The sequence below is a fragment of the Candidatus Deferrimicrobiaceae bacterium genome, from assembly GCA_036504035.1.
Lineage (GTDB): Bacteria > Desulfobacterota > Deferrimicrobia > Deferrimicrobiales > Deferrimicrobiaceae > JANXPS01.
In genome coordinates, this window is sequence record DASXVV010000006.1 from 388341 (window position 1) to 414833 (window position 26493).

At 63.8% G+C, this 26493-nt stretch carries 26 protein-coding genes; 8 read left to right on the forward strand and 18 right to left on the reverse strand.

Going from position 1 to position 26493, the window contains the following annotated elements:
- Positions 1-55: 55 nt before the first annotated feature.
- Together VGK27_03070 and VGK27_03075 are read left to right on the forward strand one after the other, a co-directional pair.
- Positions 56-1297 (forward strand): molybdopterin molybdotransferase MoeA, encoded by a 1242-nt coding sequence (locus tag VGK27_03070; protein ID HEY3489087.1) that lies wholly within the window; start codon positions 56-58, stop codon positions 1295-1297.
- Complete coding sequence (locus VGK27_03075; GenBank protein ID HEY3489088.1) at positions 1290-1886, forward strand: molybdenum cofactor guanylyltransferase; 597 nt, start codon at positions 1290-1292, stop codon at positions 1884-1886. The genes VGK27_03070 and VGK27_03075 overlap by 8 nt, the downstream gene beginning before the upstream one ends.
- A 13-nt stretch (positions 1887-1899) precedes the next feature.
- Here VGK27_03075 and VGK27_03080 read toward each other — a convergent pair whose 3' ends face one another.
- Both VGK27_03080 and VGK27_03085 read right to left on the reverse strand, forming a co-directional pair.
- Positions 1900-2226, reverse strand: coding sequence for a hypothetical protein (locus tag VGK27_03080; protein ID HEY3489089.1), 327 nt, complete (start codon positions 2224-2226; stop codon positions 1900-1902).
- A gap of 115 nt (positions 2227-2341) precedes the next feature.
- On the reverse strand, positions 2342-3220 hold the full coding sequence (locus VGK27_03085) for an NmrA/HSCARG family protein (GenBank protein ID HEY3489090.1): 879 nt from the start codon (positions 3218-3220) through the stop codon (positions 2342-2344).
- A gap of 215 nt (positions 3221-3435) precedes the next feature.
- Between VGK27_03085 and VGK27_03090 the strand changes: the two genes are divergently transcribed.
- The 3 genes from VGK27_03090 to VGK27_03100 all read left to right on the forward strand — a co-directional run bounded on the left by VGK27_03090 (position 3436) and on the right by VGK27_03100 (position 5128).
- Entirely contained in the window at positions 3436-3702 is a 267-nt protein-coding gene (locus VGK27_03090) for a hypothetical protein (protein HEY3489091.1), read from the forward strand.
- On the forward strand, positions 3687-4481 hold the full coding sequence (locus VGK27_03095) for a hypothetical protein (GenBank protein ID HEY3489092.1): 795 nt from the start codon (positions 3687-3689) through the stop codon (positions 4479-4481). Before VGK27_03090 ends, VGK27_03095 begins: the two co-directional genes overlap by 16 nt.
- A gap of 101 nt (positions 4482-4582) precedes the next feature.
- Positions 4583-5128, forward strand: a complete 546-nt coding sequence (locus VGK27_03100) for a CHRD domain-containing protein (GenBank protein ID HEY3489093.1) — start codon at positions 4583-4585, stop codon at positions 5126-5128.
- A gap of 89 nt (positions 5129-5217) precedes the next feature.
- On the opposite strand, the gene VGK27_03105 is transcribed toward VGK27_03100, so the two are convergent.
- Both VGK27_03105 and VGK27_03110 read right to left on the reverse strand, forming a co-directional pair.
- Positions 5218-6720: an aldehyde dehydrogenase family protein gene (locus VGK27_03105; GenBank protein HEY3489094.1), complete on the reverse strand. Its 1503-nt coding sequence runs from the start codon at positions 6718-6720 to the stop codon at positions 5218-5220.
- Positions 6698-8044 carry an acetyl ornithine aminotransferase family protein gene (locus VGK27_03110; protein HEY3489095.1) on the reverse strand — a complete coding sequence of 449 codons (1347 nt, stop codon included), beginning with the start codon at positions 8042-8044 and terminating at the stop codon, positions 6698-6700. The genes VGK27_03105 and VGK27_03110 overlap by 23 nt, the downstream gene beginning before the upstream one ends.
- A 76-nt stretch (positions 8045-8120) precedes the next feature.
- Between VGK27_03110 and VGK27_03115 the strand changes: the two genes are divergently transcribed.
- Positions 8121-9287 carry an acyl-CoA dehydrogenase family protein gene (locus tag VGK27_03115; protein HEY3489096.1) on the forward strand — a complete coding sequence of 389 codons (1167 nt, stop codon included), beginning with the start codon at positions 8121-8123 and terminating at the stop codon, positions 9285-9287.
- Here the strand turns inward: VGK27_03115 and VGK27_03120 are convergent.
- Positions 9247-10032 (reverse strand): Smr/MutS family protein, encoded by a 786-nt coding sequence (locus tag VGK27_03120; protein HEY3489097.1) that lies wholly within the window; start codon positions 10030-10032, stop codon positions 9247-9249. The genes VGK27_03115 and VGK27_03120 overlap by 41 nt on opposite strands.
- A gap of 37 nt (positions 10033-10069) precedes the next feature.
- Here VGK27_03120 and selB point away from each other — a divergent pair, with 37 nt between their 5' ends.
- Complete coding sequence (gene selB / locus VGK27_03125) at positions 10070-12001, forward strand: selenocysteine-specific translation elongation factor (protein ID HEY3489098.1); 1932 nt, start codon at positions 10070-10072, stop codon at positions 11999-12001.
- Here the strand turns inward: selB and VGK27_03130 are convergent.
- A complete protein-coding gene (locus VGK27_03130; protein ID HEY3489099.1) occupies positions 11998-13203 on the reverse strand; it encodes a rhomboid family intramembrane serine protease in 1206 nt (401 codons plus the stop codon). The two genes, selB and VGK27_03130, sit on opposite strands and share 4 nt — an antisense overlap.
- A gap of 29 nt (positions 13204-13232) precedes the next feature.
- On the opposite strand from VGK27_03130, the gene VGK27_03135 reads away from it, so the two are divergent.
- A complete protein-coding gene (locus VGK27_03135) occupies positions 13233-13688 on the forward strand; it encodes a hypothetical protein (protein ID HEY3489100.1) in 456 nt (151 codons plus the stop codon).
- A 190-nt stretch (positions 13689-13878) separates the two neighbouring features.
- Here VGK27_03135 and VGK27_03140 read toward each other — a convergent pair whose 3' ends face one another.
- From VGK27_03140 to VGK27_03195, 12 genes are read right to left on the reverse strand one after another with little or no spacing between them, the layout of a single operon-like run.
- Positions 13879-15354, reverse strand: a complete 1476-nt coding sequence (locus VGK27_03140; protein HEY3489101.1) for an NADH-quinone oxidoreductase subunit N — start codon at positions 15352-15354, stop codon at positions 13879-13881.
- A gap of 9 nt (positions 15355-15363) precedes the next feature.
- Positions 15364-16935 carry an NADH-quinone oxidoreductase subunit M gene (locus tag VGK27_03145; protein ID HEY3489102.1) on the reverse strand — a complete coding sequence of 524 codons (1572 nt, stop codon included), beginning with the start codon at positions 16933-16935 and terminating at the stop codon, positions 15364-15366.
- 37 nt (positions 16936-16972) lie between these two features.
- Positions 16973-19042 (reverse strand): NADH-quinone oxidoreductase subunit L, encoded by a 2070-nt coding sequence (nuoL, locus tag VGK27_03150; GenBank protein HEY3489103.1) that lies wholly within the window; start codon positions 19040-19042, stop codon positions 16973-16975.
- Complete coding sequence (nuoK, locus tag VGK27_03155) at positions 19036-19338, reverse strand: NADH-quinone oxidoreductase subunit NuoK (protein ID HEY3489104.1); 303 nt, start codon at positions 19336-19338, stop codon at positions 19036-19038. Before nuoK ends, nuoL begins: the two co-directional genes overlap by 7 nt.
- 13 nt (positions 19339-19351) lie before the next feature.
- On the reverse strand, positions 19352-19840 hold the full coding sequence (locus VGK27_03160; protein HEY3489105.1) for an NADH-quinone oxidoreductase subunit J: 489 nt from the start codon (positions 19838-19840) through the stop codon (positions 19352-19354).
- A 6-nt stretch (positions 19841-19846) separates the two neighbouring features.
- Positions 19847-20332 carry an NADH-quinone oxidoreductase subunit I gene (locus VGK27_03165; protein ID HEY3489106.1) on the reverse strand — a complete coding sequence of 162 codons (486 nt, stop codon included), beginning with the start codon at positions 20330-20332 and terminating at the stop codon, positions 19847-19849.
- Between the two features lie 5 nt (positions 20333-20337).
- Positions 20338-21432 (reverse strand): NADH-quinone oxidoreductase subunit NuoH, encoded by a 1095-nt coding sequence (gene nuoH / locus VGK27_03170; GenBank protein HEY3489107.1) that lies wholly within the window; start codon positions 21430-21432, stop codon positions 20338-20340.
- The gene (locus VGK27_03175; protein ID HEY3489108.1) at positions 21425-23011 is read right to left on the reverse strand and encodes a 2Fe-2S iron-sulfur cluster-binding protein; all 1587 of its coding nucleotides are present in this window, start codon (positions 23009-23011) and stop codon (positions 21425-21427) included. The genes nuoH and VGK27_03175 overlap by 8 nt, the downstream gene beginning before the upstream one ends.
- Positions 23004-24284, reverse strand: a complete 1281-nt coding sequence (gene nuoF, locus VGK27_03180) for an NADH-quinone oxidoreductase subunit NuoF (protein ID HEY3489109.1) — start codon at positions 24282-24284, stop codon at positions 23004-23006. The genes VGK27_03175 and nuoF overlap by 8 nt, the downstream gene beginning before the upstream one ends.
- Before the next feature lie 19 nt (positions 24285-24303).
- On the reverse strand, positions 24304-24777 hold the full coding sequence (nuoE, locus tag VGK27_03185) for an NADH-quinone oxidoreductase subunit NuoE (protein ID HEY3489110.1): 474 nt from the start codon (positions 24775-24777) through the stop codon (positions 24304-24306).
- Complete coding sequence (gene nuoD, locus VGK27_03190; protein HEY3489111.1) at positions 24774-25991, reverse strand: NADH dehydrogenase (quinone) subunit D; 1218 nt, start codon at positions 25989-25991, stop codon at positions 24774-24776. The genes nuoE and nuoD overlap by 4 nt, the downstream gene beginning before the upstream one ends.
- Positions 25992-25997: 6 nt before the next feature.
- Positions 25998-26489, reverse strand: coding sequence for an NADH-quinone oxidoreductase subunit C (locus VGK27_03195; protein ID HEY3489112.1), 492 nt, complete (start codon positions 26487-26489; stop codon positions 25998-26000).
- Between the last annotated feature and the right edge of the window lie 4 nt (positions 26490-26493).

The following is a 26493-nucleotide window of genomic DNA, read 5'->3' on the forward strand; positions in this document are numbered from 1 at the left end:
GGACCGCCTGTTCCATACAATGATCGGATAGCAGATTATACCAGAGGGAATCCCGATGAATGTCTCTCCGCTCCCGTTCGACGAAGCCGTCGATGCCCTCCTCACGCTGGCCCGAACCTGCGGGACGCGGATCGTCCTCCTCCCCGACGCCGTCGGTTGCGTGCTCGCGGAAGACATCGTCTCCGACCGGCCGATCCCGCCGTTCGACCGCGCGGCGATGGACGGGTACGCCATCCGGTGGGCAGGCCAGGACGCCGGGCACGCGTTTCGGGTCGTCGGCACCGTTTGCCCGGGACAGCGATGGGAGGGGGATGCCTCCGCAAACGACGCCCTGAAGATCATGACCGGCGCGATGGTCCCTCCTTCCTTCGATACCGTCGTGCCGTTCGAGGAAACGGAAGTCATCGAAGGAGGCCCGGACATCCGCGTCACGGCAGCGCCGGGAGAGGGGCAGCATGTGGCACGGGAAGGAGAGGACGCCCGGGTCGGCGAGGTTCTCGTCTCGTCCGGAACGCTCCTGCAGCCGCGCCACATCGCCACGCTTGCCGCGGTCGGCAAGTGGGAAGTCGCCGTCCAGATTCCGCCCACCATCGCCGTGCTGGCCACCGGCGGCGAGTTGAAGGAACCGTGGGAAAAGGTCGATCAGCCGTTCATCCGGAACGGGAATGCCCATTTCCTGCTCGCGGCGCTCGCCGCCGGCGGTCTTCGCAACGTCGATTACCTGGGCATCGCGCCCGACGAGCGGGAGGCGCTGACGGCCCGCCTGCGCGACGGGCTTTCGCGGGACGTCCTGATCGTCACCGGCGGTGTCTCGGCCGGCGACACCGACCTGGTGCCCGAGTGCCTCGCCGCCTGCGGCGTCGCGCAGCTGTTCCACAAGGTCGCCGTCCAGCCGGGAAAGCCGATCTTCGTCGGCGCGACCCCCGGCGGCAACGTCGCGATCGGCCTGCCGGGAAACCCGGTCGCGGTCATGCTCCATTTCGCGATGCTCGTGCGCCCCTTCCTCCTGCGCTGCTGCGGCGTCGTCGACTGCCTGCCCAAGCCGGCCTGGCTGCCGCTCGCGGAGGGCGTGAAGAACCGGAGCGGACGGCTGAAATACGCCGCGGCCCGACTCGAAAGCTCGGGCAAAGCCACGTTCGTCCAGGAGATCGCCTCGCACGGCTCGGGCGATTTCGTCTCGGCCGTCTGGGCCGAGGGCGTTTTCGAGATCCCCGCCGAGGCCACGCACCTTCCCGCCGGCGCCCCGGTCCGCTTCTACCCGGTCTGGGGTGAGCTGCTGTTCGACGGCAATGACTGACGTTCCGGCGCCCCGGATCACGGCCGCCGTTCTGGCCGGCGGCGCCTCCCGGCGAATGGGACGCGACAAGGCGCTTCTCCCGTTCCGGGGAGAGCCGATGCTCCAGGCCATCCTCCGCCGCCTTTCGACCATATTCCTTGACCCGTTCGTCGTTTCCAATACACCCGAGCGCTACCCGTTCCTCGCTTTCCCCATCGTCCCCGATCGGGTTCCAGGGCTGGGACCGCTCGCCGGCATCGATGCCGCGTTGCGCCACGCAGACACACCGTTCGTGTTCGTCTGCGGCTGCGACATGCCTTTCCTGTCGGAATCACTGCTGCGATTGCTGGCGGGAAAAACGAGGGAGGGCATCGATCTCGTGCTCCCGTTCGGACCCGATGGCGCCCAACCACTCTGCGCGATCTGGGGAAGATCGGCGTTGCCGGCCGTCGAGGCGGCGCTGGCCGAAGAGCGGCTATCGTTGATTTCTCTGGCAGATCGAATGACCGTTCGTAATGTTACGGCGGTCGAGGTCGCCGCGGTCGATCCGGAATTCGCGTCGTTCCGGAACTTCAATACCTCGAAGGAGTGGCAGGCCGGCCCGGGCTGAGCCGGGGGCGAAACTACTTTTTCCGGAACCCGTTCATGGTATTCCGGAGGCTTTCCCTGAATTCGTTTCGGAAGCGATAGACCCCGGCCACCGTCTGGGCAAGGAGGATAAGGTAGATCAACCCGAGGCCGACCATCCCGTACCCGGCCATCCGGAACCGGAAGAACAGCCAGGCGTAAAAAATGAACGACACGAAGGTGAATGCCGACAGGGCGGAAATGAAACGCAAAACACCCCACCTGCGGCTCAGCTCGCCGAACAGGAAATTGCTCGCGTAGGCCAATGGGGCAAACAGAACCAGCATCACCAGAACAAACAACAACCGCTGGCCGATTTCCATGGCAACGCCCCCCGGGAGGAAGATGGCGCGACCACGATGACCGGCCGCCCCGGCAAGATAACACTTCCTCGCCGCGATGCATACCGTTCCGTCGCCGCGCCGAACCGGAAAGCGATCAGGCCGCCTTCGTCGCCGAACCGAGCCAGGACGCCGTCGACGCAAACGCATGGAAATTCGTCAGCGGGATCTCCCAGTGCTTCCGCAACCGCTCGATATTCACCGAATAGCCCACCTCGTTGAACCAGCGGTACATCAGCGCCATGTCGTGTCCCAGCGTCGACTCCAGCCTTTCTTCCGGCAGCACCTCGTACCGGATGTCGTGCTTCGTCACCCGCGAGATAACCGATAGCGCCTCGGGGATCGTCAGCTCGTCGCCCGCGATCTCGATCGACTGATGCAGGTACCAGTCAGAGGTCCGGAACGCCGCGGCGACGAACTCCCCGATGTCACGGACCGCGATCATCTGCAGCCGCCGGTCGGCCCGGATGCCCAGCGTTACCTCCCCGTCCCGAATGCCCGGCAGGATCCAGGGCGCCAGAAAGTTATCCATGAAGAAGACCGGGCGGAAGATCGTGAACGGAACGCCGGACTTCTTCAGGTACGCCTCGATCCGCCCCTTCGTCTCGAAGTGGGGGATGCCGGTACCGCGGTCCGCCGAAACGACCGAACTGAACACAAGATGCTGGATATCGGCATTCCTTGCGGCGTCGACGAACGCGCAACCCATCTCGACTTCCGCATCCATGCCCTTCTCGAACGGCGTCGTGACGAGATACGCCTTGTCGACCGTCTCAAGCGTCCGATCCAGCGATTTCCGGTCGGACAGGTCGCCCTCGACCAGTTCGACGCCCCGCCGCTTCCACTCGGCCGCCTTCCCGGCGTTCCGCGTCAGGCCGACGACCTTGATCCCGTGTCGCAGCAGACTGTCCGCCACCGCGCCGCCCTGTTGACCCGTGATGCCCGTGACGAGCACGCCTTCTCTTGTTGCTGCCATGACCGTCTCCCCTTCATTGCCACACCGGGCGGTTTACCGCTCGGTTATCCGGTTTCGTTTCCTGAGTACACCGCCGGCGCTTCGGATGACCGGCCCGAGACATAGAGTTAGATCGTCCGGGCCCCCGCCGGGTTTCCCGGATCTTTCCATTCGGGGCGCCATCAAACAAGTATGGGCGCCAAGAGGGCAAAGGCGTTTTCGGATCGGGAGTTTTCATGGCTTCGGTTTCCGGCGTCATCGAATTGCGCGGCCACATCATCGACTCGCTCACCTTGTCCAAGGTGCTTGACGAGATTTTCGATTCCGGCGCCGAGGCCGAAACGGAAGCGCTTTGCATCGGCATGCGTCCGCGGGATACGAGTTACGCCCGGCTACGGGTGACGGCCGGCTCGGCGGAAAAACTGTCGGCCCTCCTTGACCGTCTTGCCCGGCTGGGTGCCGACCGGCCCGCGAAGGTCGTCCCGTCATGCGCCGCATCCTGATGTGCCCGCCGGATCACTTCGGAATCGAATATGAGATCAACCCTTGGATGTCGCGAAGCCGGGGCGTGAACGCATCGGAAGCCCGGCACCAGTGGGAATCGCTCTTCGATCTCCTGAAAAGTCGACTGGGATTCGCGATTTCCGTACTCCCCCCGGAACCGGGGCTGCCCGACCTGGTGTTCACGGCGAACGCCGGGTTGGTCAAAGACGGCCTGTTCATCCCGGCCGTTTTTCGCCACAAGGAACGCCAGGGGGAGTCCGCCGTCTTCCGCCGCTGGTTCGAGGCGCAGGGGTACGAGGTCCGCCCATTGCCGGCGGATTTCCATTTCGAGGGAGAGGGCGATTTCCTTCGTGCGGGCCCCAACCTGTTCGCAGGCTATCGGATCAGGACCGACATCCGGGCGCACGCCATGGTCGGGGATATTCTCGGGGAACGGGTGCTATCGGTTGAATTGACCGACCCGCGCTTCTATCACTTGGACACCTGCTTCTGCCCGCTGGCGCCCGATTCGGCGATCTGGCACCCGCCGGCCTTCGACCGCTACGCCCGCGCGGTGTTCGAGGCGCATGTGCCGAATCTGATCGAGGTCGCTCTCCCGGATGCCATGCGCTTTGCCTGCAACGCCGTGGTCGACGGGAAAAAGATCGTCCTGAATACGGGCTGCGGGCGGCTGGGCTCGACGCTCTCCGCCGGGGGCTACGAGGTGGTGGAAACCCCTCTTTCGGAGTTCATCAAGGCCGGCGGCGCGGCAAAATGCCTGGTACTTTTCCTCGACTGACCCTGTTCCCGTTTCCTCCCGAGAAAAACCGAATCCCGCACGAATACATCCAAATAGGCGACGGGCGCGGGACGTGCCTGCCTTGAAGGAGGAACATGGTCATGCGAAAAAGTTTATTGGCATTATCGGGCATCGTCGCCCTGGTCGCCCTCGTCGCAGGAGGGGCATCCTGGGCCAACTGGATGCACAAGGGTCAAACCAAGGTCGCACTGCCCGCCGTACCGGGAGTCAAGACCTCCGCCGGCGGCGACGCCGTCTTCGACCTGAGCAAGGACGGCAAGACGCTGCATTACAAGCTGAACCTCAAGAACATCGAGAACGTCACGATGGCGCACGTCCACGCCGTCGGGGCCGACGGCACGCCGGCCGCCATCCTCGCCTGGCTGGACCCGGTCAACGGGACCGCGCCTTCGCTGCGCCCCGGAAAGTTTTCGGGGAAGCTGGCGGAAGGCAGCATCACGGCCGACAAGCTCGGCGGGCCGCTGAAGGGCGGGACCGTCAAGGAGCTGTTCGAAAAGATCGAGCACGGGTCCGCGGGCGTGGCCGTCCACACGAAGCAGAACGGGGGCGGTGAGCTCTGGGGTGTCCGCAAGGCAACGAAGCCGGAAACGAAGGATTCATCCGGAGAATCGGCGCCAGGCTACTGACCACCGCATTCTTGGTTCGTGATCCGGGCATGACGAAAAGGGCCCTCGGATGGATTTCCGGGGGCCCTTTCCTAAACAATGCCGTGGAGTTACTGGTCCGTGTCGATCTGCGCCTTCTGTAGCTTCCCCGAATAATCGACGAAGACGGTCTTCCACTCGCTGAAGATGTCGAGCGCCGCCGAACCGCCCTCACGGTGGCCGTTCCCGGTCTGCTTGATGCCGCCGAACGGCAGGTGCGCCTCGGCGCCGATCGTCGCCCCGTTGATGTAGGTGATCCCCGCCTCGAGATCGCGAATGGCGCGGAAGGCGACGTTGACGTCCTGCGTGAAGATCGAAGAGGAGAGCCCGTATCGCGTGGCGTTGTGCACCTCGACCGCCTGCGCGTAATCGTCCACCGGAAGGATCAGCGTGACCGGCCCGAAGATCTCTTCGCGGGCGATCCGCATCTTCGGGTCGCCGTCGGTGAAGACCGTCGGCTTGTAGAAGAACCCGCGGGCGCAGGCGCCCTCCTCGTAGATCGCGCCGCCCGTCAGGAGCTTCGCTCCCTCCCCGATGCCGATCTCGACGTACCGCGCCACCTTTTCCCGGGCCACTGCGTTGATGAGCGGCCCGACGTCGGTCTGCGGTTCGAGGCCGTTCCCGAGCCGAAGCCCCTTGACCCGGGCCAGCAGCAGGTCGGTGAACGGCTTCAGGACGGGTTTGTGGACTATGAGCCGGCTTGTGGCCGTGCACCGCTGCCCGGTCGTGCCGAAGGCGCCCCAGAGCGCCCCCTCGACCGCGAGCGGAATGTCCGCGTCCTCCATCACGATCTGGGCATTCTTGCCGCCCATCTCGAGCGACACCTTCTTCCCGAACCGCGCGCCCGTCTCAGCCAGCAGAGCGCCGACCGCGCTCGACCCGGTAAACGAGACCAGGTCCACCTCCGGGTGCGCCGCCAGCGCCGTACCGGCTTCCCCGCCGGTGCCGAAGACGAGGTTGACCACGCCCGGCGGCACGCCGGCCTTCGCAAGGATCGCGACCAGACGGGCGGCGCATGCGGGGGCGTCCGACGCAGGTTTCAGGACGACGGTATTGCCGCAAAGGAGCGCCGGGAACAACTTCCAGGAGGGGATCGCGACGGGGAAATTCCATGGGGTGATCAGGGCGGCCACGCCGACCGGCATCCGGACGGTCATCGCGAATTTGTCCCGAAGCTCGGAAGGCGTCGTGATGCCGAAGAGTCGACGCCCCTCGGAGGCCTGGTAGAGCGCCGTGTCGATCCCTTCCTGGACATCGCCCCGTGCTTCCTTGAGCACCTTTCCCATCTCGCGCGTCATGAGGCGCGACAGCGCCTCCTTCTCCGCCCGGAGCATCGCCTCGGCGCGCAGGAGGATTTCGCCGCGCGCCGGGGCCGGCGTCCGCTTCCACGCCGGGAAAGCCGCCCGGGCCGCGGCTACGGCCTTCTGGACATCCGCCGGACCGGACCGCGGAAAGGTCCCGACGACCTCCCCCGTGGCCGGGTCGATGTCCTCGAACGTGGCGCCGGACTCCGCATCGACCCACACCCCGTCGATGAAGTTGCGAAATGCTTCAGGAACGATCCCAGCCTTCATCGCGCACCTCCCGCAATGCCGTCTCGAAGATCGACAGCGCCGCATCGACCTGCGGCCTCCGGAGCACGAGGGGCGGGGAGAAGCGGATCGTGTTCTCGCCGGCAGGCAGGACGAGCAACCCCTTTTCGAAGCAGCGCCGAACCACCCGGTTGCGTCCGGAGACCGCCCTCACCTTCGTTTTTCGATCCAGCACCAACTCGACCCCGATCATCAGGCCGCGGCCGCGAACATCCCCGATCGCCTCATGCTCGCTTTTTAAGATGCACAATCCGTCGATCAGGCATCGTCCCATCGCGGCCGCGTTTTCGATCAGCCCGCCTTCCAACAGGTCGAGCGTCGCCAGTGCGGCGGCGCAAGCGACGGGATTGCCGCCGAACGTGGAGGCATGGGCGCCCGGAGGCCAGTCCATGATCGATGCCGGCGCAATCGTCGCGGAGAGCGGCAGCCCCGATGCGATCCCCTTGGCCAGGACGACGATGTCGGGCCTGATTCCGGCGTGCGATGCGGCCAGCATCTTCCCGGTGCGACCCATTCCCGACTGCACCTCGTCGGCCACGAGCAGGATGCCGTGCTTCCGGCAAATCTGCTCGACCCGCCGCAGGAAGCGGTCCGGGGGCACGATGTATCCCCCTTCGCCCTGGATCGGCTCGAGGACGATGGCCGCCGTCTCCTCGGGCGACACCTCGTGGCGGAAGATCTTCTCCTCGATCCAGCCGGCGCACTCGGCATCGCAAGACTCCGGCAACCTGCCGAACGGGCATCGGTAACAGTCTGCATAGGGGGCATGGACGACGCCGGGAACCAGCGGGGCGAAGCCGCGGCGGTGGATCGTCTTCGATGCCGTCAGGGAGAGCGCGCCCAGGGTTCGTCCGTGGAAGCCGCCGTAGAAGGCGACGATGTGCTGGCGCCCGGTGTGGTGCCGCGCAAGCTTGATCGCCGCCTCGATGCCTTCCGCGCCCGAGTTGCCGAAATAGACCTTTTTTTCGCCGTCGCCGGGGCAAAGCCCGGCGAGCCGCTCGGCGAGAAGCGGCGCCGGGGCGTTATGGAAATCGGTCCCCGACATGTGCAGCAGTTCCCGGGACTGTGCCGCGATCGCGTCGACGACCTTCGGGTGGCAATGGCCCGTTGCGCAGACCGCCAGTCCCGCGGTGAAATCGAGGAAGGCGTTCCCGTCGGGATCGAAGACGGCGACGCCGCGGCCGCGGACCGCGACCAGCGGGTAGGGACGCGTGTACGATGGAGAAAGGAAGCGGTCATCCCGGGCGATCAGCTCGGCGGCTTTCGGACCCGGCGGCGGGACTGAGATCTTCGGCGCATCGATCATCGGGCACGCTCCTCATTGCGACGTTCATGCGGAAGTCGGGTAAAGTATATCGTAGTCAACATTTTAAGGAGGCGTCATGTCCCCTTTCCAGGGCGTGGACTTTTACGAAATCGACCTCGACCTCACAGATGAGGAGCGGATGGCGCGAGACACGGTCCGCCGCTTCGTCGATCGGGAGTTCCTGCCGGTCATTCGGGAGCATTATCGCGCGGGCACTTTCCCCCTCGACCTCATCCCGAAGATGGGCGCTCTAGGGCTCTTCGGTACGAACCTTTCCGGATACGGCCTTCCCGCCGCAAGCAACGTCGCCTACGGGCTCATCATGCAGGAGCTCGAACGGGGCGACTCGGGGCTTCGCTCCTGCGCCTCCGTCCAGGGGGCGCTGGTGATGTACCCGATCCTGACCTTCGGAACCGAAGAACAGAAGACGCGCTGGCTGCGCGCGCTTGCGTCCGGGGATGCGATCGGCTGCTTCGGCCTGACCGAGGCGGACCACGGCTCCGACCCGTCCGGCATGGCCACTCGGGCGGAAAAAGTTCCCGGCGGCTACCGGCTTACGGGGTCGAAGATGTGGATCACGAACGGAACGATTGCCGATCTGGCGATCGTATGGGCCAAACTGGAAGGGACCGTTCGCGGCTTCCTCGTGGAAAAGGGTGTTCCGGGATTTACGGCGCGGGAGGTGACGACAAAGCTCTCGCTTCGCGCCTCGGTGACCGCCGAGCTGGTTTTCGACGACTGCCTGCTGCCGGAGACGAGTCTCTTGCCCGGCACGGAGGGACTGAAAAGCGCCCTGGCGTGCCTGAATCAGGCGCGGTACGGCATCGCCTGGGGGGCGGTCGGGGCGATGATGGCCTGCTTCGGGGAGGCGCGCGATTATGCGATGGGACGATCGCAGTTCGGCCGGCCGATCGCTGGCTTTCAGCTCACGCAGGAAAAGCTGGCGGACATGGTCACGGCGATCACCGCGGCGCAGCTTTTATGCCTGAAGCTCGGCCGCTTGAAGGACTCTGGGAGGATGCACCACACGCAGGTCTCGCTCGCCAAGCGAAACAATGTCCGCCGGGCGCTCGAAGTCGCCCGATGCTGCCGCGGGATCCTCGGCGCCAACGGGATCACCGACGAATATCAGGCGATGCGCCACGCCTGCAACCTTGAGTCGGTCGAGACCTACGAGGGCACGTACGAGATCCACACGCTGCTCATCGGGAAGTCTTTGACGGGGATCGACGCGACAAAGTGACCAGGTTGCCGGGCATCCCCTCGACGAAGGCCCGGATTCGATCTCGCGTCTCCCGAAAAGCGGCCAGCACCTCGTCTTCGCTCCCCCGGACCCGGACAGGATCCTCGAACGGGTGGTGGATTCTGACTCCGTGCCCCGGGAAAACCGGGCATTGCGCATCGGCGTAATCGCACAGGGTGATCACGAAGTCGAAGCTTTTCTCGTCGAGATCGTCGACGTGCTTGGAGTATTGATGCGTGATGTCGACCCCGGCCTCCTGCATCACCCGGACGGCCGTCGGGTGGAGGTAGCAAGGCGCCACCCCGGCGGAATGGGCCTCGATGCCGTCGGATTTCAACGCCCTGGCCCACCCTTCCGCCATCTGGCTGCGGCAGGCGTTCGCCGTGCAAAGGAACAGGACCTTCAGGCAGCCTTTCGGGGCAACGACCGGGCGCGCCGGCATCTCGGCCTTGCGCAGCCAGGCGACCGTCGCGCCCCAGCCGCCGGCCTCGGGCGGTGCAACGGTGTACGATTCGACCATCGGATGCCGCGCGAGGAGCGCAGCAATCGCCTGCCGCTGGATGCCCTTCCCCTTGCCGTGGATCAGCCGCACCTGGTGAAATCCTGCTGCGATCGCGGCCTCCAGATACTCCTCGACCACCGACACTACCTCGGAAGGCCTGAACGGGTGCAGATCGATGACGTCCTCGATCGGCATGCGGTGCGGTACGCCATCGTCGATAAATGAATCGTCCATGGCTTTCATCTTACCGTATCCGTCGGCTTCCGGTAAGATATCCTCCATGTCCAGGCGCGTCATCATCGGAACCGCAGGCCACATCGACCACGGAAAGAGCGCGCTTGTCCGCGCCCTGACCGGCGTCGATCCCGACCGCCTCAAGGAAGAGAAAGCGCGTGGGATCACGATCGAACTCGGCTTCGCCCACATGCTGCTCCCGTCGGGGACTCTGGCCGGGATCGTCGACGTGCCGGGGCACGAGCGGTTCGTCCGCACGATGGTCGCCGGGGCGGCGGGCATCGACATCGTCCTTCTCGTTATCGGCGTCGACGAGGGGGTCAAGCCGCAGACGCGGGAGCACCTCGACATCTGCCGCCTTCTCTCGATCCGGCACGGAATCGTCGTCCTCAACAAGCGCGACCGGGTCGACGACGAATGGGCGCAGCTCCAGGAAGAGGAAGTACGCGCTTTCGTGCGGGGCACATTCCTGGAAGATGCACCCGTTCTGCACGTTTCCGCGCTGACGGGTCAGGGCATCCCGGAGCTGGCCGCCGCGATCGACCGGCTTGCCGCCACCATACCCGGAAAAGATCCGCTCCTGCCGTTCCGGTTGCCGATCGACCGCTCCTTCACGATCAAGGGGTTCGGAACCGTCGTGACGGGAACCGTGACCGGCGGATCGATCCGGACCGGGGAAGAGGTGTCCATCCAGCCCGGCGGGCCGACCGCCCGCATCCGGGGATTGCAGGTCCACGGAACGCCGGCCGAGCAGGCCGAGGCCGGGAACCGGGCCGCGGTCAATCTCCAGGGGATCGATCGGGAAAACGCTCCGCGCGGCGCCGTCCTGTGTCGACCGGGCGACTTCCAACCCACCCGTTCGGTCGAGGCGAAGATCGAATATCTGCAACTGGCGGCAAGGCCCATGAAATCCCGCGAACGGGTTACTTTTCACTCCGGGACCGCCTCGACGCCGGGGCGAGTGTTCCTGTATGGCCGAACCGAACTGCCCCCCGGGGAGTCGTCCGTGGCGCGTATTGATTTTTCAGACCCGTTCATACTGATGGGCGGCGATCGTTTCATTTTGCGCGGCTTTGCGCCACTCGAAAACTTCGGATACACGCTCGGCGGCGGCGTGGTGCTCCACCCGCACCCTCCCCGGCGCAGGGGTGCGGGGCGATCGATCCCCCTCGCTCTCAACGGTCTAGGCTCGACGGATTCCACGGAGAGGATTCTAGCGGCGCTCTCCGACGCGAGCCTCGACGGGACCGACGAACGCCGTCTTTGCGCCGTTGCCGGCGTGAGCAACCCTGTTGCCCGGAAAACGTTGGACCGCCTGGTGGCCTCCGGTCAAGTTGTCAGGCTCAAACAAGCGAACGGCTATCGTTTCTGGCATCATGTAGCGGTCCTTGAAATCCGAAGCCTGTTGCTGGAGGCGCTCTCGGGGCTCCACGAACGCTTCCCGGAAAGGGCCGGATTCCCGATCGAGGAAATCGCCTCTGCCACAGCCAGGGTGCTCGATCCTGAGCTGTCGATTCTGGCCATCGCAGGCGATCCCAGGGCAGAGCGACAGGGCGACTTGGTTTATTTACCGGATAAACGCCCCCGTTCGGTCGAGTTAACGTCTCCGCTGGCCGAATCGATGGTCCGGACGGTCGTGCAGGCCGGCTTGGCCGGCCTCTCCAACCGGGAGCTGGCCGACGCCACCGCGCGGCCTCTGGATCCCAGGCTGTTCGAAAAAACGCTCGAGGGGTTGGTTCGGGAAAGGAAGATCCTGAAGGTCAAGGAGCTCTACTTCGATCCGGGTTCCGTGGACGCGCTGAAGGGGCGCCTGATCGACTACCTTGCGTCCCACGGGGAAATCACCGTCCCGGAGTTCAAGGAGATGGCCGGCCTGTCCCGGAAATATGTCATCCCACTGATCGAGCATTTCGACCTGACCAAGGTGACCTTGCGGGTAGGAGACAAGCGGGTCCTTCGCAAAACAGGTAACGGCTAGATTACACCTTCTTCTTTCCCCCGGATGGCGAGGGCATAAAGCGCCCCGGACCCGAAGCCGGCCAGACTCCCCCAGATCGAAAGCGGGAACGGGTTGAGGAATCCGCGCACCCACCCTCCAAGTCCCCCCATCCCGTAGTCATTGACGAGCAGGGCCACGATCCAGATGCAGGCAAACAGGTAGGCCGGCACGCTCATGACGCGCCCCATGCCGTACATCCGGATCGGGACGTTCGGAAAAAAGACCAGGTAAGAGCCCAACACCCCCGCAACGGCACCTGCCGATCCGAGCGCCGAGGGGGCTCCGACCCGCCCCAGTACCAAGTGCACGATTCCCGCCGATATCCCCGAAAGCGCAAAGCACCCCAGGAATGGCCATATCCCCAGCCGTTCTTCCAGTTGCGGTCCCAGAATCGCGAGGAACAGGCCGCCGCCCAAGAGTGGCAGAAGCGCGCCAGGCAGGAAGGCGTAGGCCAACAAGCTCCAGTACGCCCCGGGGACGAACCCCGCTCCCGAAATCAACGAGACTCGGGCATCCACCCATCGAACGGACTCCCCGCCGAGATGCGAAAACAGGTATAGCATGAAGGGCAACAGGATGAGCGCTCCGGTCGCCAGCGGGAAGGAGCGCGTTCCGCGAATTCCCGCCGATAGCGGAACCACGATTGGGAGAGGGATCTGCAGCGCCCCGTATCGATACGGAATCCTGCCGCCCACGCTTCCGAAGTCGAACCGCTTTCGGACCTCGTCTGCCATCGACGCGCCCAGGTCCGCGTACAATTGCGCATGGTCACGAATAAACCGGAACCGTTCGGCTAGTTTGACCGCGGAAGCCGAAGGGACGAGGATGCCGGAACAATCCCGGCAGAAGACAACGGGAACGCCGGTCGCCTGGAAATCGAGGGCGGAAAGGGCCCTCCCGCATCTTGGGCACATCAGGGTCGCGGCCAGCCGATGCATCCGGGCCATCGGACGCGTCTCGGCTCGGTCCCGCCCATCCGCGACGGAAGGGAGCTTCGCTTCCGGCGAGGGATCGACAGCCGTGGGGGTGATCCGTCCCTCGGTCAATTCGGAGATCTCGCCCAGGTCGAACCAAAAGGCGCCGCAAGTCGTGCAGCCGTCGACCTCCTTCCCCCCGGAGACGATCTTCTCCATCGAGGAAATCCTGCAGATCGGGCAACGCATCGTAGGATCATGGGTCATCGGGAATCCGGACCTCGAATCGGGAGATCATGATGATACGGGAAGCCATTGCCATCGCTTCGGCCTGGGCGCTTTTCGCGATCGTCCACAGCCTGACGATCACGGACCGGTTTCAGATCGGTTGCCGAAATGTTTTTGGTAAGCGCCGTTTCGACGCTTGGCACCGCCTGGCCTACACGTTCGTGTCGATCGGGACCTTCCTGACGCTCATCGCCTATCTTCGGACGTTGCACGACCGTTCCCTCTATTCCTTGACCGGTTTCCCGCGGGCCGCCCTCCGCCTGGTCCAGCTGGGCGCCCTTGTTTTCCTGCTCAGGACCCCGCTGTCCATCCTCGACTTCCTCGGTGTCCGTTCAGTCCTGGGCCCCCCCGGCTCTCGACAGACAGGACCTACCGGCTGGTCCGTCATCCGCTCTACCTCGGTTGCGCGACGATTTTGGTCTTCCAGCCGGACCAGACGCTCGTTTCCGCCGTCTCGACGGTGATGGCCATCCTCTATTTCTACGTGGGCTCTTTCCATGAGGAATCGCGGCTCGTCACGGAATTTGGAGATGCCTATCGCCGTTATCAGCGATGCGTCCCGCGCCTGTTTCCGATCCGGTTCCGGCGCAAATGAAAATGGCCCCGGAAGATCGCCTTCCGGGGCCACGCATTGACCGGTCAAGGAATTCTCGCCTACATCAGCAGGGAAAGCACCGATTGCTCGGCCAGTGCAAGCACCGACCCGGGGAGCAGGCCGAGCACAAGCACCGCCGCCGCACAGGCGCAAAGCGCAAGCGCGTAGCTCATCGGGGGCGTGTGCGGGACGACAACCTCCCCTTCTTCGGGCATGAAATACATGTAGACGACGATGCGCAGGTAGTAATAGACCGAGACCGCGCTGTTGAGAACACCGATAACCGCCAGCCAGATATAGCCGTTCTTGACGGCCGCACTGAACAGGTAGAACTTGCCTACGAATCCGCCGGTCGGAGGAATGCCCGCCAGGGAGATCAGGAACAGGGTGAGAAGCGCACCCAGGACGGGGTACTTGAACCCGATCCCCCGAAGTGCCCCGATGTCGTACCCTTCGTCTTCCTTCTGGGCGATCAGCATCAGCACACCGAACGCGCCGATGTTCATGAACGAATAGGTGAGCAGGTAGAAAAGCGACGCCTGGCCGCCCAATACGTCGCCCGCCACGAGACCGACGAGAATGTAGCCCGCGTGGGCGATGGAGGAATAGGCGAGGATGCGCTTGACGTTGTCCTGGCGGAGAGCGGTGAGGTTGCCCACCGTCATCGTCAATACCGCAAGTATCCAGAGGACCGGGCCGATCGCTGCCGGTGCGCCGGGGAACAGCAGGAGCCCGACACGGATAAGCGCGGCGAAGCCCGCGGCCTTGACGGCCGCCGACATGAACGCCGTGACCAGGGTGGGGGCCCCTTCGTAGGCGTCGGGCGTCCACATGTGGAACGGCGCCAGCGAAACCTTGAAGGCGAACCCGACCAGCAGCAATCCGAGCCCGCCGACGAACATGGGAGTCCCGGCCATCCCGCCGCCGGCAGCCAGGGAGGCCAGCGCCGGAATCTTGGTCGTGCCGGTCGAAGCGTAGATCAGCGCCATGCCGTAAAGCATGAAGGCGGCGCCGAACGCGCCGAGGAGGAAGTATTTGAGTGAGCCTTCAACCGCCGTCCACCGGTTGCGCTGGAATCCGACCAGGACATAGATCGGGATGGAGAGCGTTTCGAGCCCCAGGAAAATCGTGATGAGGTCGGTCCCCTTCGCCATGAGCAGCATGCCGGCGGTGGACATCAGGATCAACGCGTAGAACTCGCCTTTCTGCGTCCCGGCCCGCTCGGACCAGCCGGTGCCCATCAGCAGCACCAGGGCACAGGCCGAGAGCACCACGAGCGAGAAGAACATCCCGAACCCGTCGGAGGTCACCATGCCGGAGAAACCGACGATCAGAGTCGTCCCGATCGAGGCCACGGTCGCGATCGAGACGAGGACGCCGGCGATGCTCATCCAGCAGAGCGCCGCCTTGTTGTCTTCCGAGAAGAACAGGTCGGCCATGAGGACCGCGAGGGCCGTCAGCACCAGGATGGACTCGGGCGCGACGCTCGCGAGTCCCTGCATGACCTGGGAATTATCGAAGGGAATCGGGGCCATCCGCTTGTCTCACTTCCTCACGTCGAAATATCGGGCCATCAAGGTTTCGCCCACGGGCGCCGAGGCAATCGCCGCCTGCCTTTTCGCATGGATCTGCTGTACGAAAGCGTTGACCGACGCGTCCATTTTGCGCAGGAAAGGCTGCGGGTAGACGCCGATCCAGAAGATGAACAGGATGAGCGGAGCCATGTAAGCGATTTCGCGCGGATTCATGTCGGTCAGGTGAAGCTTGTGGGCGTTGGTCAGCTTCCCGAACAGGACACGCTGGACCATCCAGAGCATGTAGACTGCGGCCAGGATGACGCCGCTGGTCGCAAAAACGGTCGCGATCGGCGATGTCTTGAAGGCGCCGAGCATGATGAGGAACTCGCCGACGAACCCGTTCAGGCCCGGAAGGCCGATGGACGAGAACGTGACGAGCATGAACGTCAGCGTGAACAACGGGACGATCTTGGCGATCCCGCCGAAGTCGGAGATCTGGCGCGTGTGCGACCTCTCGTAGATGATGCCGACGCCGAGGAACAGGGCGCCGGTGGAGACGCCGTGGTTTATCATCTGAAGGATGCCGCCTTCGATGCCTTGCAGGTTAAGCGCGAACAACCCCAGCATGACGAAGCCCAGGTGCGAGACCGACGAGTAGGCGACCAGTTTCTTGATGTCTTTCTGGACCATTGCGACCAGCGCACCATAGATGATGCCGATGACGGCCAGAACCGTGATCAGCGGCATCAGGTCGAATGTGGCGACGGGGAAGAGCGGCATCGCGAGCCGAAGGAATCCGTAGGTGCCCATCTTCAGGAGAACAGCCGCCAGGATGACCGATCCGGAGGTTGGCGCCTCGACGTGGGCGTCGGGAAGCCAGGTGTGGAACGGGAACATCGGCACCTTGAAGGCGAAAGCCAGCCCGAACGCCAGGAACATCCAGAACTGCATCTTGACCGGCAGGTTCAGATTGTAGAGGGCCGAGATCTCGGTCGTGTAGACCCCCGTCACCTTGTAGTTGTAGAAGTAGAGCGCCATGATCGCGACCAGCATGAGCACGGAGCCGGCAAACGTGTAAATGAAGAACTTGACCGCGGCATAGATCCGCCGCTCGCCGCCCCACACGCCGATGAGGAAGTACATCGGGATGAGCACGAGCTCCCAGAAGATGTAGAAGAGGAACAGGTCGATCGCCAGGAAAACGCCGACCATGCCGACTTCAAGCACCAGCATGAAGATCATGAACTCCTTCACGTGCTTCTCGACGGCCGCGTAGGTTGATAGCACGGCGATCGGCATGATGAAGGTGGTCAGCATGAGAAGCCACAGGGAGATGCCGTCGACCCCGACGTTGTAGCCGATGCCGAACTGGGGAATCCACGCGACCTTCTGCGTGAACTGCATGGCCGCCGTGGCCCCGTCGAAGTTGAACAGCACCGGCAGCGAGAGAAGAAACTCGACCAGCGTCACCACGAAAGTGACGTGCTTGATCGCGCGTCCGTTCTCACGGGGCAGGAAAAAGAGGACGAACGCCCCCGCCAGCGGAAGGAAGATCAGTATCGTCAGAATATTCGCCATCAGGTTCGGACTTCCCGTCATCGGTTTATGCTCCGGAAGACTTCCATGCGTAGCTGCCCTATCGCCAGATCAGATAGCCGAGAATGAACACGGCGCCCAGCAGGATCGAGAATGCGTAGTTTCCTACAACGCCGGTCTGCACCTTGCGGGTCTCGTCGCCGGCGTTGCGAACGGTATTGGCGATTCCATTGACGATGCCGTCGATGAACCGGGCGTCGAACATCTGCCACAGCCATTCGGACCAGGAAACCAAGCGGCGGACGACGAGCCATTCGTAGAACTCGTCGACGAAATACTTGTTGTAGACGGCCCGGTAGAGGTTCGGATTGGCCTCGGCGATCTGCGCCGGCTTTTCCCGGTGGGCCATGTAGAAGTAGTACGCGACGCAGATACCGATGATCCCGACCGCGACCGAAAGACCCATGAGGAGATACTCGGTCGGATCATGCTCGCCCGCTCCGTGCGCGGCCGCTTCGGCGGCGAAGGCGGCCGCCTTTTGCCCGCCTTCGAAGATCGGGTCGAGCCAGTGCTCGAACTGGTTGGCCCCGCCAAGCGCGGCGGGAATGCCGATCCAGCCGCCGATGATCGATAACACCGCGAGGATGGACAACGGCAGCGTCATCGTCCAGGGCGACTCGTGGACGTGCGCCTCGACTTCCTTGTCCATGCGCGACTCGCCGAAGAAGGTCATGAAAACCAGGCGGAACATGTAGAAGGCCGTAATCCCCGCGGCAGCGGTGCCGACGAGCCAGAGGAACCGATTGCCGTGGTTCGGGTCACTGAACGCCTTCCACAGAATCTCGTCCTTCGAGAAGAACGCGGCCAGCGGCGGGATGCCCGCGATGGCGATGGTGGCGATGAACATCGTCCAGAAAGTGATCGGGAGATGCTTGCGCAGCGAACCCATCTTGCGCATGTCCTGCTCGCCCGACAGGGCATGGATCACCGAGCCGGAGCCGAGGAACAGCAGCGCCTTGAAAAAGGCGTGGGTCATCAGGTGGAAGATGCCCGCCCCGAACGCGCCGACGCCGCAGGCGAGGAACATGTAACCGAGCTGGGAGACGGTCGAGTAAGCCAGGACACGCTTGATGTCGGTCTGGCAGATGCCGATCGATGCGGCGAAGATCGCCGTGGCCGCCCCCACCGATGCGACGACGGTCATGGAAACCGGCGCCAGCATGAACAGGGCGTTGGAGCGCGCGACCATGTAGACGCCCGCGGTGACCATCGTGGCCGCGTGGATGAGGGCCGAGACCGGAGTGGGGCCTTCCATGGCATCGGGCAACCAGACATAGAGGGGAAGCTGCGCTGATTTGCCGGTAGCGCCCAGGAACATGAGCAGCGTGATGGCGGTCGCGAGCCCCGCGGTCAGGATGCCGGATTGCTGGAGCATCGGGATCCGGGCGAAGACCTCGGTGTAGTTGAGCGTGCCGAAGTTCCAGAAGACGAGGAACATCGCGAGCAGGAAACCGAAGTCGCCGATGCGGTTGACGACGAACGCCTTCTTGCCGGCGTCGGACGCGCTCTTCTTCTCGTACCAGAATCCGATGAGCAGGTAGGAGCACAGCCCCACGCCTTCCCAGCCGACGAACATGAGCAGGTAACTGGAGCCGAGCACCAGCGTGAGCATCGAGAACATGAACAGGTTGAGGTAGACGAAGTAGCGGGCGACGGCCGGCTCGTGCGACATGTAACCGACAGAGTAGACGTGGATCAGGAACCCGACGCCGGTAACGACCAGGATCATGACGGCCGAGAGCGGGTCGAGCTGGAGTGCCGCGGTGACGTCGAGTCCCCCCGACTGGATCCAGGTGAACAGCGGTTTCACCACGGTCCGGGCCTCGGCGGGCATCTGCGCCAGCTGGATGACCGAGAGGAGCGACACGACGAAGGCGGCGAAGATCATCCCGGGGGCGATGACGGCCACGAGCTTCCGATATCCGGGCGTTTCGTGATGGCCGCCGTGGGCGTCGTCATGCCCACCGTGGCCATGGTCGTCGTTCCCGTGCCCTTCGGCAGGCAGAAGCAACGGCCGCTCGGCGACGAGGGCGATGACCCCGTTGATGAGAACGCCGGCCAGCGGAAATGCGAGGATCAGCCAGAGGTATTCGTGAATGTTGCTTACCATTTCAGCACGCTCAGCTCGGTGATATCGATCGTTTCCTTGATCCGGTAGATCGCGATCAGAATCGATAAGCCGACGGCGGCTTCGGCCGCGGCCACCGTCATGACGATGAAGGCGAACACGCCGCCCGTCGGATCGCCCAGGTAGGAGCCGGTTGCGACGAGCGCCACGTTGACTCCGTTGAGCATCAGCTCGACGCTCATCAAAATGATGAGGGCGTTCTTACGGACCACGACGCCGATGGCGCCGATGCCGAACAGCAGCGCTGACAGGACAAGGTATGCGGAAGGTTCCATCATCGTCTCGAATCCCTCAGATCTTCTTTTTCGCGAGGACAACCGCGCCGACCACCGCTGCGAGCAGCAGGACCGACGTGACCTCGAAGGCCAGCAGGTAATCGGTGAAAAGCGCGTGTCCGATGGCTTCGACCGAACCCGAATCCTTGACGGCCAGGGGCGAGGCCGAGAGACGCCGGCCGGCCACCGCCGCCTCGACCATGAACAATCCGGCCGTCACGACGCCGAGCAATCGGTAAACCGTCATCTTCTCGACCGGAAGCTTGTCCTGCGGCACGTTGATCAGCAGGATGACGAAGATGAACAGGACGATGACCGCCCCGGCATAGACGATCACCTGGATCACGGCCAGGAAGTGCGCCTGACGAAGGGCGAAGAGCGCGGCGACCGCAAAGAGCGACAGGATCAGCGAAAGGGCAGCGGACATCGGGCTCTTGCGGGTGACGACCATGAGCGCGCCCGCAACCGCGACGGCGCCGAACAGGGTAAAGAGAATGGGTTCCATGTCGGCCTATTTCTCCAGGAGATCGTCGATCGAGAAGACGAACTTTTCCCGGGCGTCGTCGGGCGGGGTGAACCAGCCCGTGTCCATCCGGATCGCATCGCACGGGCAAGCCTCGACGCAGAGCCCGCAGAAAATGCAGCGCAGGTGATCGATGTCGAAGCTGACGGGCACCTTCTCGATGTCGGGGTTGGGCGACTCGCCGGCCACGATCGTGATGCAATTCGCCGGGCAGGCCGTCTGGCAGCAATAGCAGGCGACGCAGCGCGGCGTGCCGTCGGGCCGCTTCATCAGGCGGTGTTTGCCGCGAAAGCGGGCCGGCATGACGCGCCGCTCCTCAGGGTATTCGTAGGTGTAGATTCCCTCGTCGTGAACGAGGTTGTGCAGCAGGTGCCCTATCGTCACGCCGAGGCCCTTGACGATCTCGACGAGATAAAGGCTCTCGCTGAGAGACATGTTTTCGGGCCGGGAGACTTTCTTGATTCCGATGGTCATGGTCGTTAGAACCTGCCTCGATCGATCAGGAGCAGGATGAGCCCCGTCACGAAGATGTTGATGAGCGAGAGCGGCAGCATCACCTTCCAGCCCAGCCGCATGACCTGGTCGTACCGGAACCGGGGGATCGTCCAGCGGACCCAGATGAAGAGCCAGGCGAAGAAGAGCAGCTTCGCCATGAACGCCCCGATCCTGAGCAGCAGGACCAGCGCGGAGGGGAGCTGCACCCAGAGGCTGGCCGGAGTCCCGAGGCCCTGGTCGGTGAGGAACGGAAGCTGCCATCCGCCGAAGAAGAGCGACGTGATGACGGCGGACCCGACCACGACATGGACGTATTCGGCCATCATGAACATGGAAAACTTGAAGGATGCGTACTCGGTGTGGTAACCCGCGACGAGCTCGGATTCGCCTTCGGGAAGGTCGAAGGGCGTCCGGTTGGACTCTGCGTAAAGTGCGACGATGAAGATGATGAAACCGAGCGGCTGGACGATGATGCCCCACTTGGGGATAAACCCGAAGATCAGGTCGCCCTGACCCTTGACGATCTCGGAGAGCTGGACCGACTGGAACACCATCAGGATGCCGATGATGGATAGACCCATCGTGACTTCGTAGGAAAGCATCTGGGCCGAGGCGCGCAGGCTGCCGAGGAGTGGGAATTTGCTCCCGGAGGCATAGCCGGCAAGGATGACGCCGTAGACCGCCATCCCGCCCATCGCGAACAGGTAGAGAATGCCGACGTTGAGCGGCGCCCCCTGGAGCGCATAACTCTTGCCCATGATGCTGACATCGGGGCCGAAAGGCACGACCGCGAACGTCATGAACGCCGCGGCAACCCCGAACATCGGCGCCATCTGGTAGAAGAGCCGGTGGGCGTGGTCGGGGATGAAATCTTCCTTGAAAAGGAACTTGATCGCATCGGCCAGCGGGTGGAACATGCCGCCGAGCGTGATCCCGGCGATGGACGCGCGATTGGGGCCGCGGCGGTCCTGGATGTAGCCTGCGCCCTTGCGCTCTGCCCAGACGAGGACAGGCACGAGCATGAGCGGGAAAAACATCGATATGAGGACACGGACGACCGATACCGTCAGATCAAGCATTTCCGGCCTCCGACACGTTCTGGCCTTGCTCGCCGAGCGTCTCGTAGGTCATTCCGGAGAACGGCGGCAGTACGGCGGCAAGCGCCGAGAACACGGCAGCCTCGTCGTCGTCTTTCCATCCGGCGCCAAGCCGGTTTGCGATGCCGGCCACGATCTCGATCTCGGGCCTGGCGTTGCCGCGAAGGGGAATGCCCGCGAAGAAGCGCTGCACGCGCCCCGCGAAGCTGGTGAACGTCCCACCGCGTTCGAAAACCGTGGCCGAGGGGAGGACCGCCTGAGCCGCCCGGGAAAGGGCGCTCTCGTTCGATCCGACCACGGCAACGAACGGCACGGCCGACAGCAGCGTGGCGACTTCGTTGTCGCCCAAGTCTCCCAGCACGTTCCCGAACAGCAGCAGCGCCTTGATCTTCTTGTCTGCGATCTTCTGGAGCAGGGCGTCGAAGTCGGCGTCGGAGATGCCGACCAGCTTCGCGCCCCGGCTGTTGGGGTTCTTGTCAGCCTTGATGAGGAAGTCGTCGGCGAAGCCGTCGCCCGCGACCCTGGGCGTGAACGCCAGGTTCGACGTGCGCAGGACCTCGGCCGCCAGACGCCTGAGAAGGAAAAGCGATTCGTTGGAGGACTTTGGCGAGGCGATCACGGCGACCGATTCGGCCCCGCCGTTCTCGATGGCCTCCTGGAACTTGTAGGCCACGTCCGCGAGGGCAGCGTCCCACCCCGGGGTCCGGTCGGAGCCGCCCTGCCGAAGCGTCGGCTCGACGAGCCGCGCCTCGTTGGCCTTCTTGTATTCGAGACGCCCGAAATCGCACATCCAGGTCTGGTTGACGGCGTCGTTCTGCCGTGGCTTGACGCGGTACATCGTCTCGGCGCGATAGTACGCGTCGATGTTGCACCCGTTCGCGCAGCCGGTGCAGACCGACTTCGTGGAGGCGAGGAACCAGACGCGGCACTTGAAGCGGAAGTCCTTGCTCGTCAGGGCGCCGACCGGGCAGATGTCGGCCAGGTTGCCGGTGTAGTTGTTGTCGAGCGGCCGCCCCGGGAAGATCGAGATCTCGGAGTGGTTGCCCCGCTGGCAGATTTCGAGCTCGCCCGTCTTGGTGACTTCGTTGAGGAAGCGCACGCAACGGGAACAGAGGATGCACCGCTCGGAATCGAGCATGATCTGCCCGCCGATGTCCTGGTGCTTGGTCTTGCGCACCTTGTCTTCGAGCGCAAACCGGCTCTTGTGGAGCCCGTACTTCATGTAGTAGTCCTGCAGCCCGCACTCGCCCGCCTGGTCGCAGATGGGGCAGTCGACCGGGTGGTTGACGAGCAGGAACTCGAGGACGCCGGTGACCGCCTTGCGCACCTTCTCGTTGTCGGTATAGACGACCATCCCCTCGGTGACCGTCGTGGAGCAGGCGGTCATCAGCTTGGGCGCCTTCTCGACCTCGACCAGGCACATTCGGCAGCTCCCGGCGATGGGCAGCTTCGGATGGTAGCAGTAGGTCGGGATCTCGATCCCGACCTGCTTGGCCGCATTGAGGATGGTGGTCCCTTCGGGGACCTCGACCTGGATACCGTTCAGTGTGATATTAGGCATGGGCACTCTGGAATTTGTTCCCGTATGGGCATTTCTGGTCGCGGATGTGTTGTTCGAATTCGTCGCGGAACTTGGCGAGGAACGACTTGACCGGCACGCTGGCCGCCTCGGAGAGCGGGCAGATGGTGCGGCCCATCATGTTGTCGCAAAGGTCGAGCAGCAGCTCGATATCGCCCTGCTTCCCCTTGCCGTTCTCGATCCGGGTGACGATGGTCTTGAACCAGCCCGTGCCCTCGCGGCACGGCGTGCACTGGCCGCAGGACTCGTGCGCGTAGAAGTTCATCAGGACGTTGAGGATGCGCACCATGCAGGTGCCCTCGGGGATGACGATGATGCCGCCCGACCCCGACGCGCTGCCGATCTTGGCCATCGACTCGATGTCGTAGGCGACGTCGATCTCGTCGGGCCGCAGGATCGCGGTAGACGAGCCGCCCGGGATGACCGCCTTGAGCGCCTTTCCGTCCTTGATGCCCCCGCAGTGCTTGTAGATGATGTCCTTGAGGTTGGTGCCGCACGGCAGCTCGTAGACGCCCGGCTTCTCGACCCAGCCCGAGACGCCGATGAGGCGCGTGCCGCCGTTCTTCTCGCTTCCGAGCGCTGCGAATTTCTCGCCGCCGTTGTTGATGATCCAGGGGACATCGGCCAGCGTCTCGACGTTGTTGACGATGGTGGGAAGGCCGAAGGCGCCGACGACGGCAGGGAACGGCGGCTTGAGACGAGGCCAGCCCCGCTTGCCCTCGAGCGAGTTGATGAGCGAGGTTTCCTCGCCGCAGACGTAGGCGCCGGCCCCGCGGTGGACCGTGAGGTCGAGGTCGAACCCGCTGCCCAAAATGTTCTTGCCAAGGTAGCCCTTGGAATACGCCTCGTCGATCGCTTCGTTGAGGATGCGCGCCTCGCGGACGAACTCGCCGCGGATGTAGATGTAGGCCTGGTGGGCGTTGAGGGCGAACGCCGCGATCGCGATGCCCTCGACGAGCAGGTGCGGCCCGCGCGACATGATGAGGCGGTCCTTGAACGTGCCCGGCTCGCCTTCGTCGGCGTTGACGACAAGGACGCGGGGACGGTCGTTCTTGGGCAGGAAGCCCCACTTGACGCCGGCCGGGAAGCCTGCGCCGCCGCGCCCGCGCAAGCTGGCCTTCTTGACCTCGTCCATGATCGCGTCGGGCGTCATGGTATAGGCCTTGCGCTGCGCCGCGTAACCGCCCAGCTCCTGGTAGGTGCCGATGGCGCGGTACTGGTCGTTTCCGAAATGGGTAGTCAGGACGAGTTCCATCGTGGTTTCCGGGCTCCTCCTACTTGAGACCGTCGAGGATCGAATCGATCTTCGCCGCCGTCAGGTTCTCGTAGTAATCGTCGTTGATCATCATGACCGGGGCGGTTCCGCAGGCGCCCAAACACTCGACCTTGGCCAGCGTGAACTTTCCGTCGGCCGTCGTCTGGCCGGGCTTTACGCCCAGCTTGCCGGAAACGTGGTCGATCAGGTGCTCGGCGCCCAGGAGCGAGCAGGCGATGTTTCGGCAGACCTGGACATGGTACTTGCCCACCGGCTTGCGGTTGTACATCGTGTAGAAGGTGGCGACGCCCTCGATGCGTGCGGCCGAAAGGCCGAGCAGCCCGGCGACATATTCGATGCCCTCGCTGGTCACGTCGCCGTATTGCTGCTGGACCAGGTGCAGGGCGGGCAGGATCACCGCCTCCCGGTCCGGGTAACGGGTCAGGAGCCGCTCGAATTCCTTCTGGTTCTCTTCGGAAAATGCGACGCTCACCGGTCAAGCTCCCCTGCGATGATATTGACGCTGCCCAGGACGGCTACGAGGTCGGCAAGCATCTGCCCCTCGCAAAGGGTCGGCATCCCCTGGAACATGTTGAGGCAGGGGGGCCGCACCTTGATCTTGTATGGGCCGCCTCCGCCCTTGCTCACGATATAGAAGCCCAGCTCGCCGTTGGCGGTCTCGGTGGCGTCGTATACCTCGCCCGCGGGGACCTGGATCCCCTCCATGATGAACTTGAAGTGGTTCATCAGCCCTTCGATGTTGCCATAGACGTCGTCCTTGCGCGGGATCATGAACCGGGGATCGTCGATGTTGATCGGCCCGCCCGGAAGCTGGTCAAGCGCCTGCCCGATGATCCGGACGGACTGCCGCATCTCTTCCATACGGACCATGTAGCGGTCGAGCGTGTCCCCGGTCTCGCCGACGGGAATATCGAAATCGAACCGGTCGTAGACCAGGTAGGGCTGGTCCTTGCGCAGGTCGAGCGGCACGCCGGTCGCCCGCAGGCAGGGGCCGGTGAAACCGAGCGCGATCGCCTTCTCGGCCGTGATCGGACCGACATCTTTTGCCCGCTCTATGAAGATCCGGTTCTTGGTGAGCAGCGCGTTGACGTCGGCCAGTGCCTTGAGGATCGGCCCCTCGATGAACGCGCGAACCCGATCGGTCCAACCCTCGGGGACATCGGCCGCAAACCCGCCGATGCGGGCAAAAGTAGTCGTGAGCCGGGAACCGCAGACTTCCTCGATAAGCTTGTAGATCTCCTCGCGCGGAGCCCAGAAATACCAGAAATTCGTGAGCGCCCCCATGTCGAGCACGTTGGTGCAGACACACACGAGATGGTCCATGATCCGGTTGAGCTCGGCGAGGATGACACGGACATACTGACACCGTTCGGTCACTTGGAGGCCGCAAAGCTTTTCGACGGCCATCGCGTAGCCGATGTTGTTGGCCAACGGGGAAACGTAGTTCAGCCGGTCGGTGTAGGCCACGACCTGGGTCCAGGTTGCCGCCTCGCACTCTTTTTCGAAGCCGCGGTGCAGGTACCCGAACTCGGGCTCGAGCTTCAGGACCGTCTCGCCGTCGAGCTCGGTGATGAAGCGGAGCGTCGCGTGGGTCGCCGGATGCGACGGGCCGATGTTGATCCGCATCGGCTCGGTCTGGAGGTCGAGCTTGTCGTGGGTCCTCTGTCTTGCGATGAGTTCTGCCATGTCCCTTTACTCTTCCGGTCCGATGGTGGGCTGACGCTTCTTTTTCGGGTAATCCTTGCGGAGCGGGTAGCCGACGAACGTTTCGGGATTCAGGATGCGCCGCAGGTCGGGATGATTGTTGAAGCGGATGCCGTACATGTCGAAAGCTTCCCGCTCGTACCAGTTCATCCCGGTCCAGACACCGGCAACGGAGTCGATCGTCGGGTCTTCGGCCGAAACGCGCGCCTTGATCCGGAGCCGGCTCTTGTGCTCCAGGGAAAAGAGGTGATAGACCACCTCGAAGCGGGGCTCCTCGCCGAGGTAATCGACGCCGGTCAGGTCCATCGCAAAGTTGAAGCGCATGTCAGGATCGTCGCGGAGGAACGTGCAGATCTCGACGATCCGCTCGCGTGCGACCTGAGCCGTGGCGTCTCCGAAGTCGGAATGGGTGGCCAGGATCGCATTTCCGAAATGCGACGCCAACTTCTCGAGAACGATCTTGTTTCGCTGTTCGGTCATGATT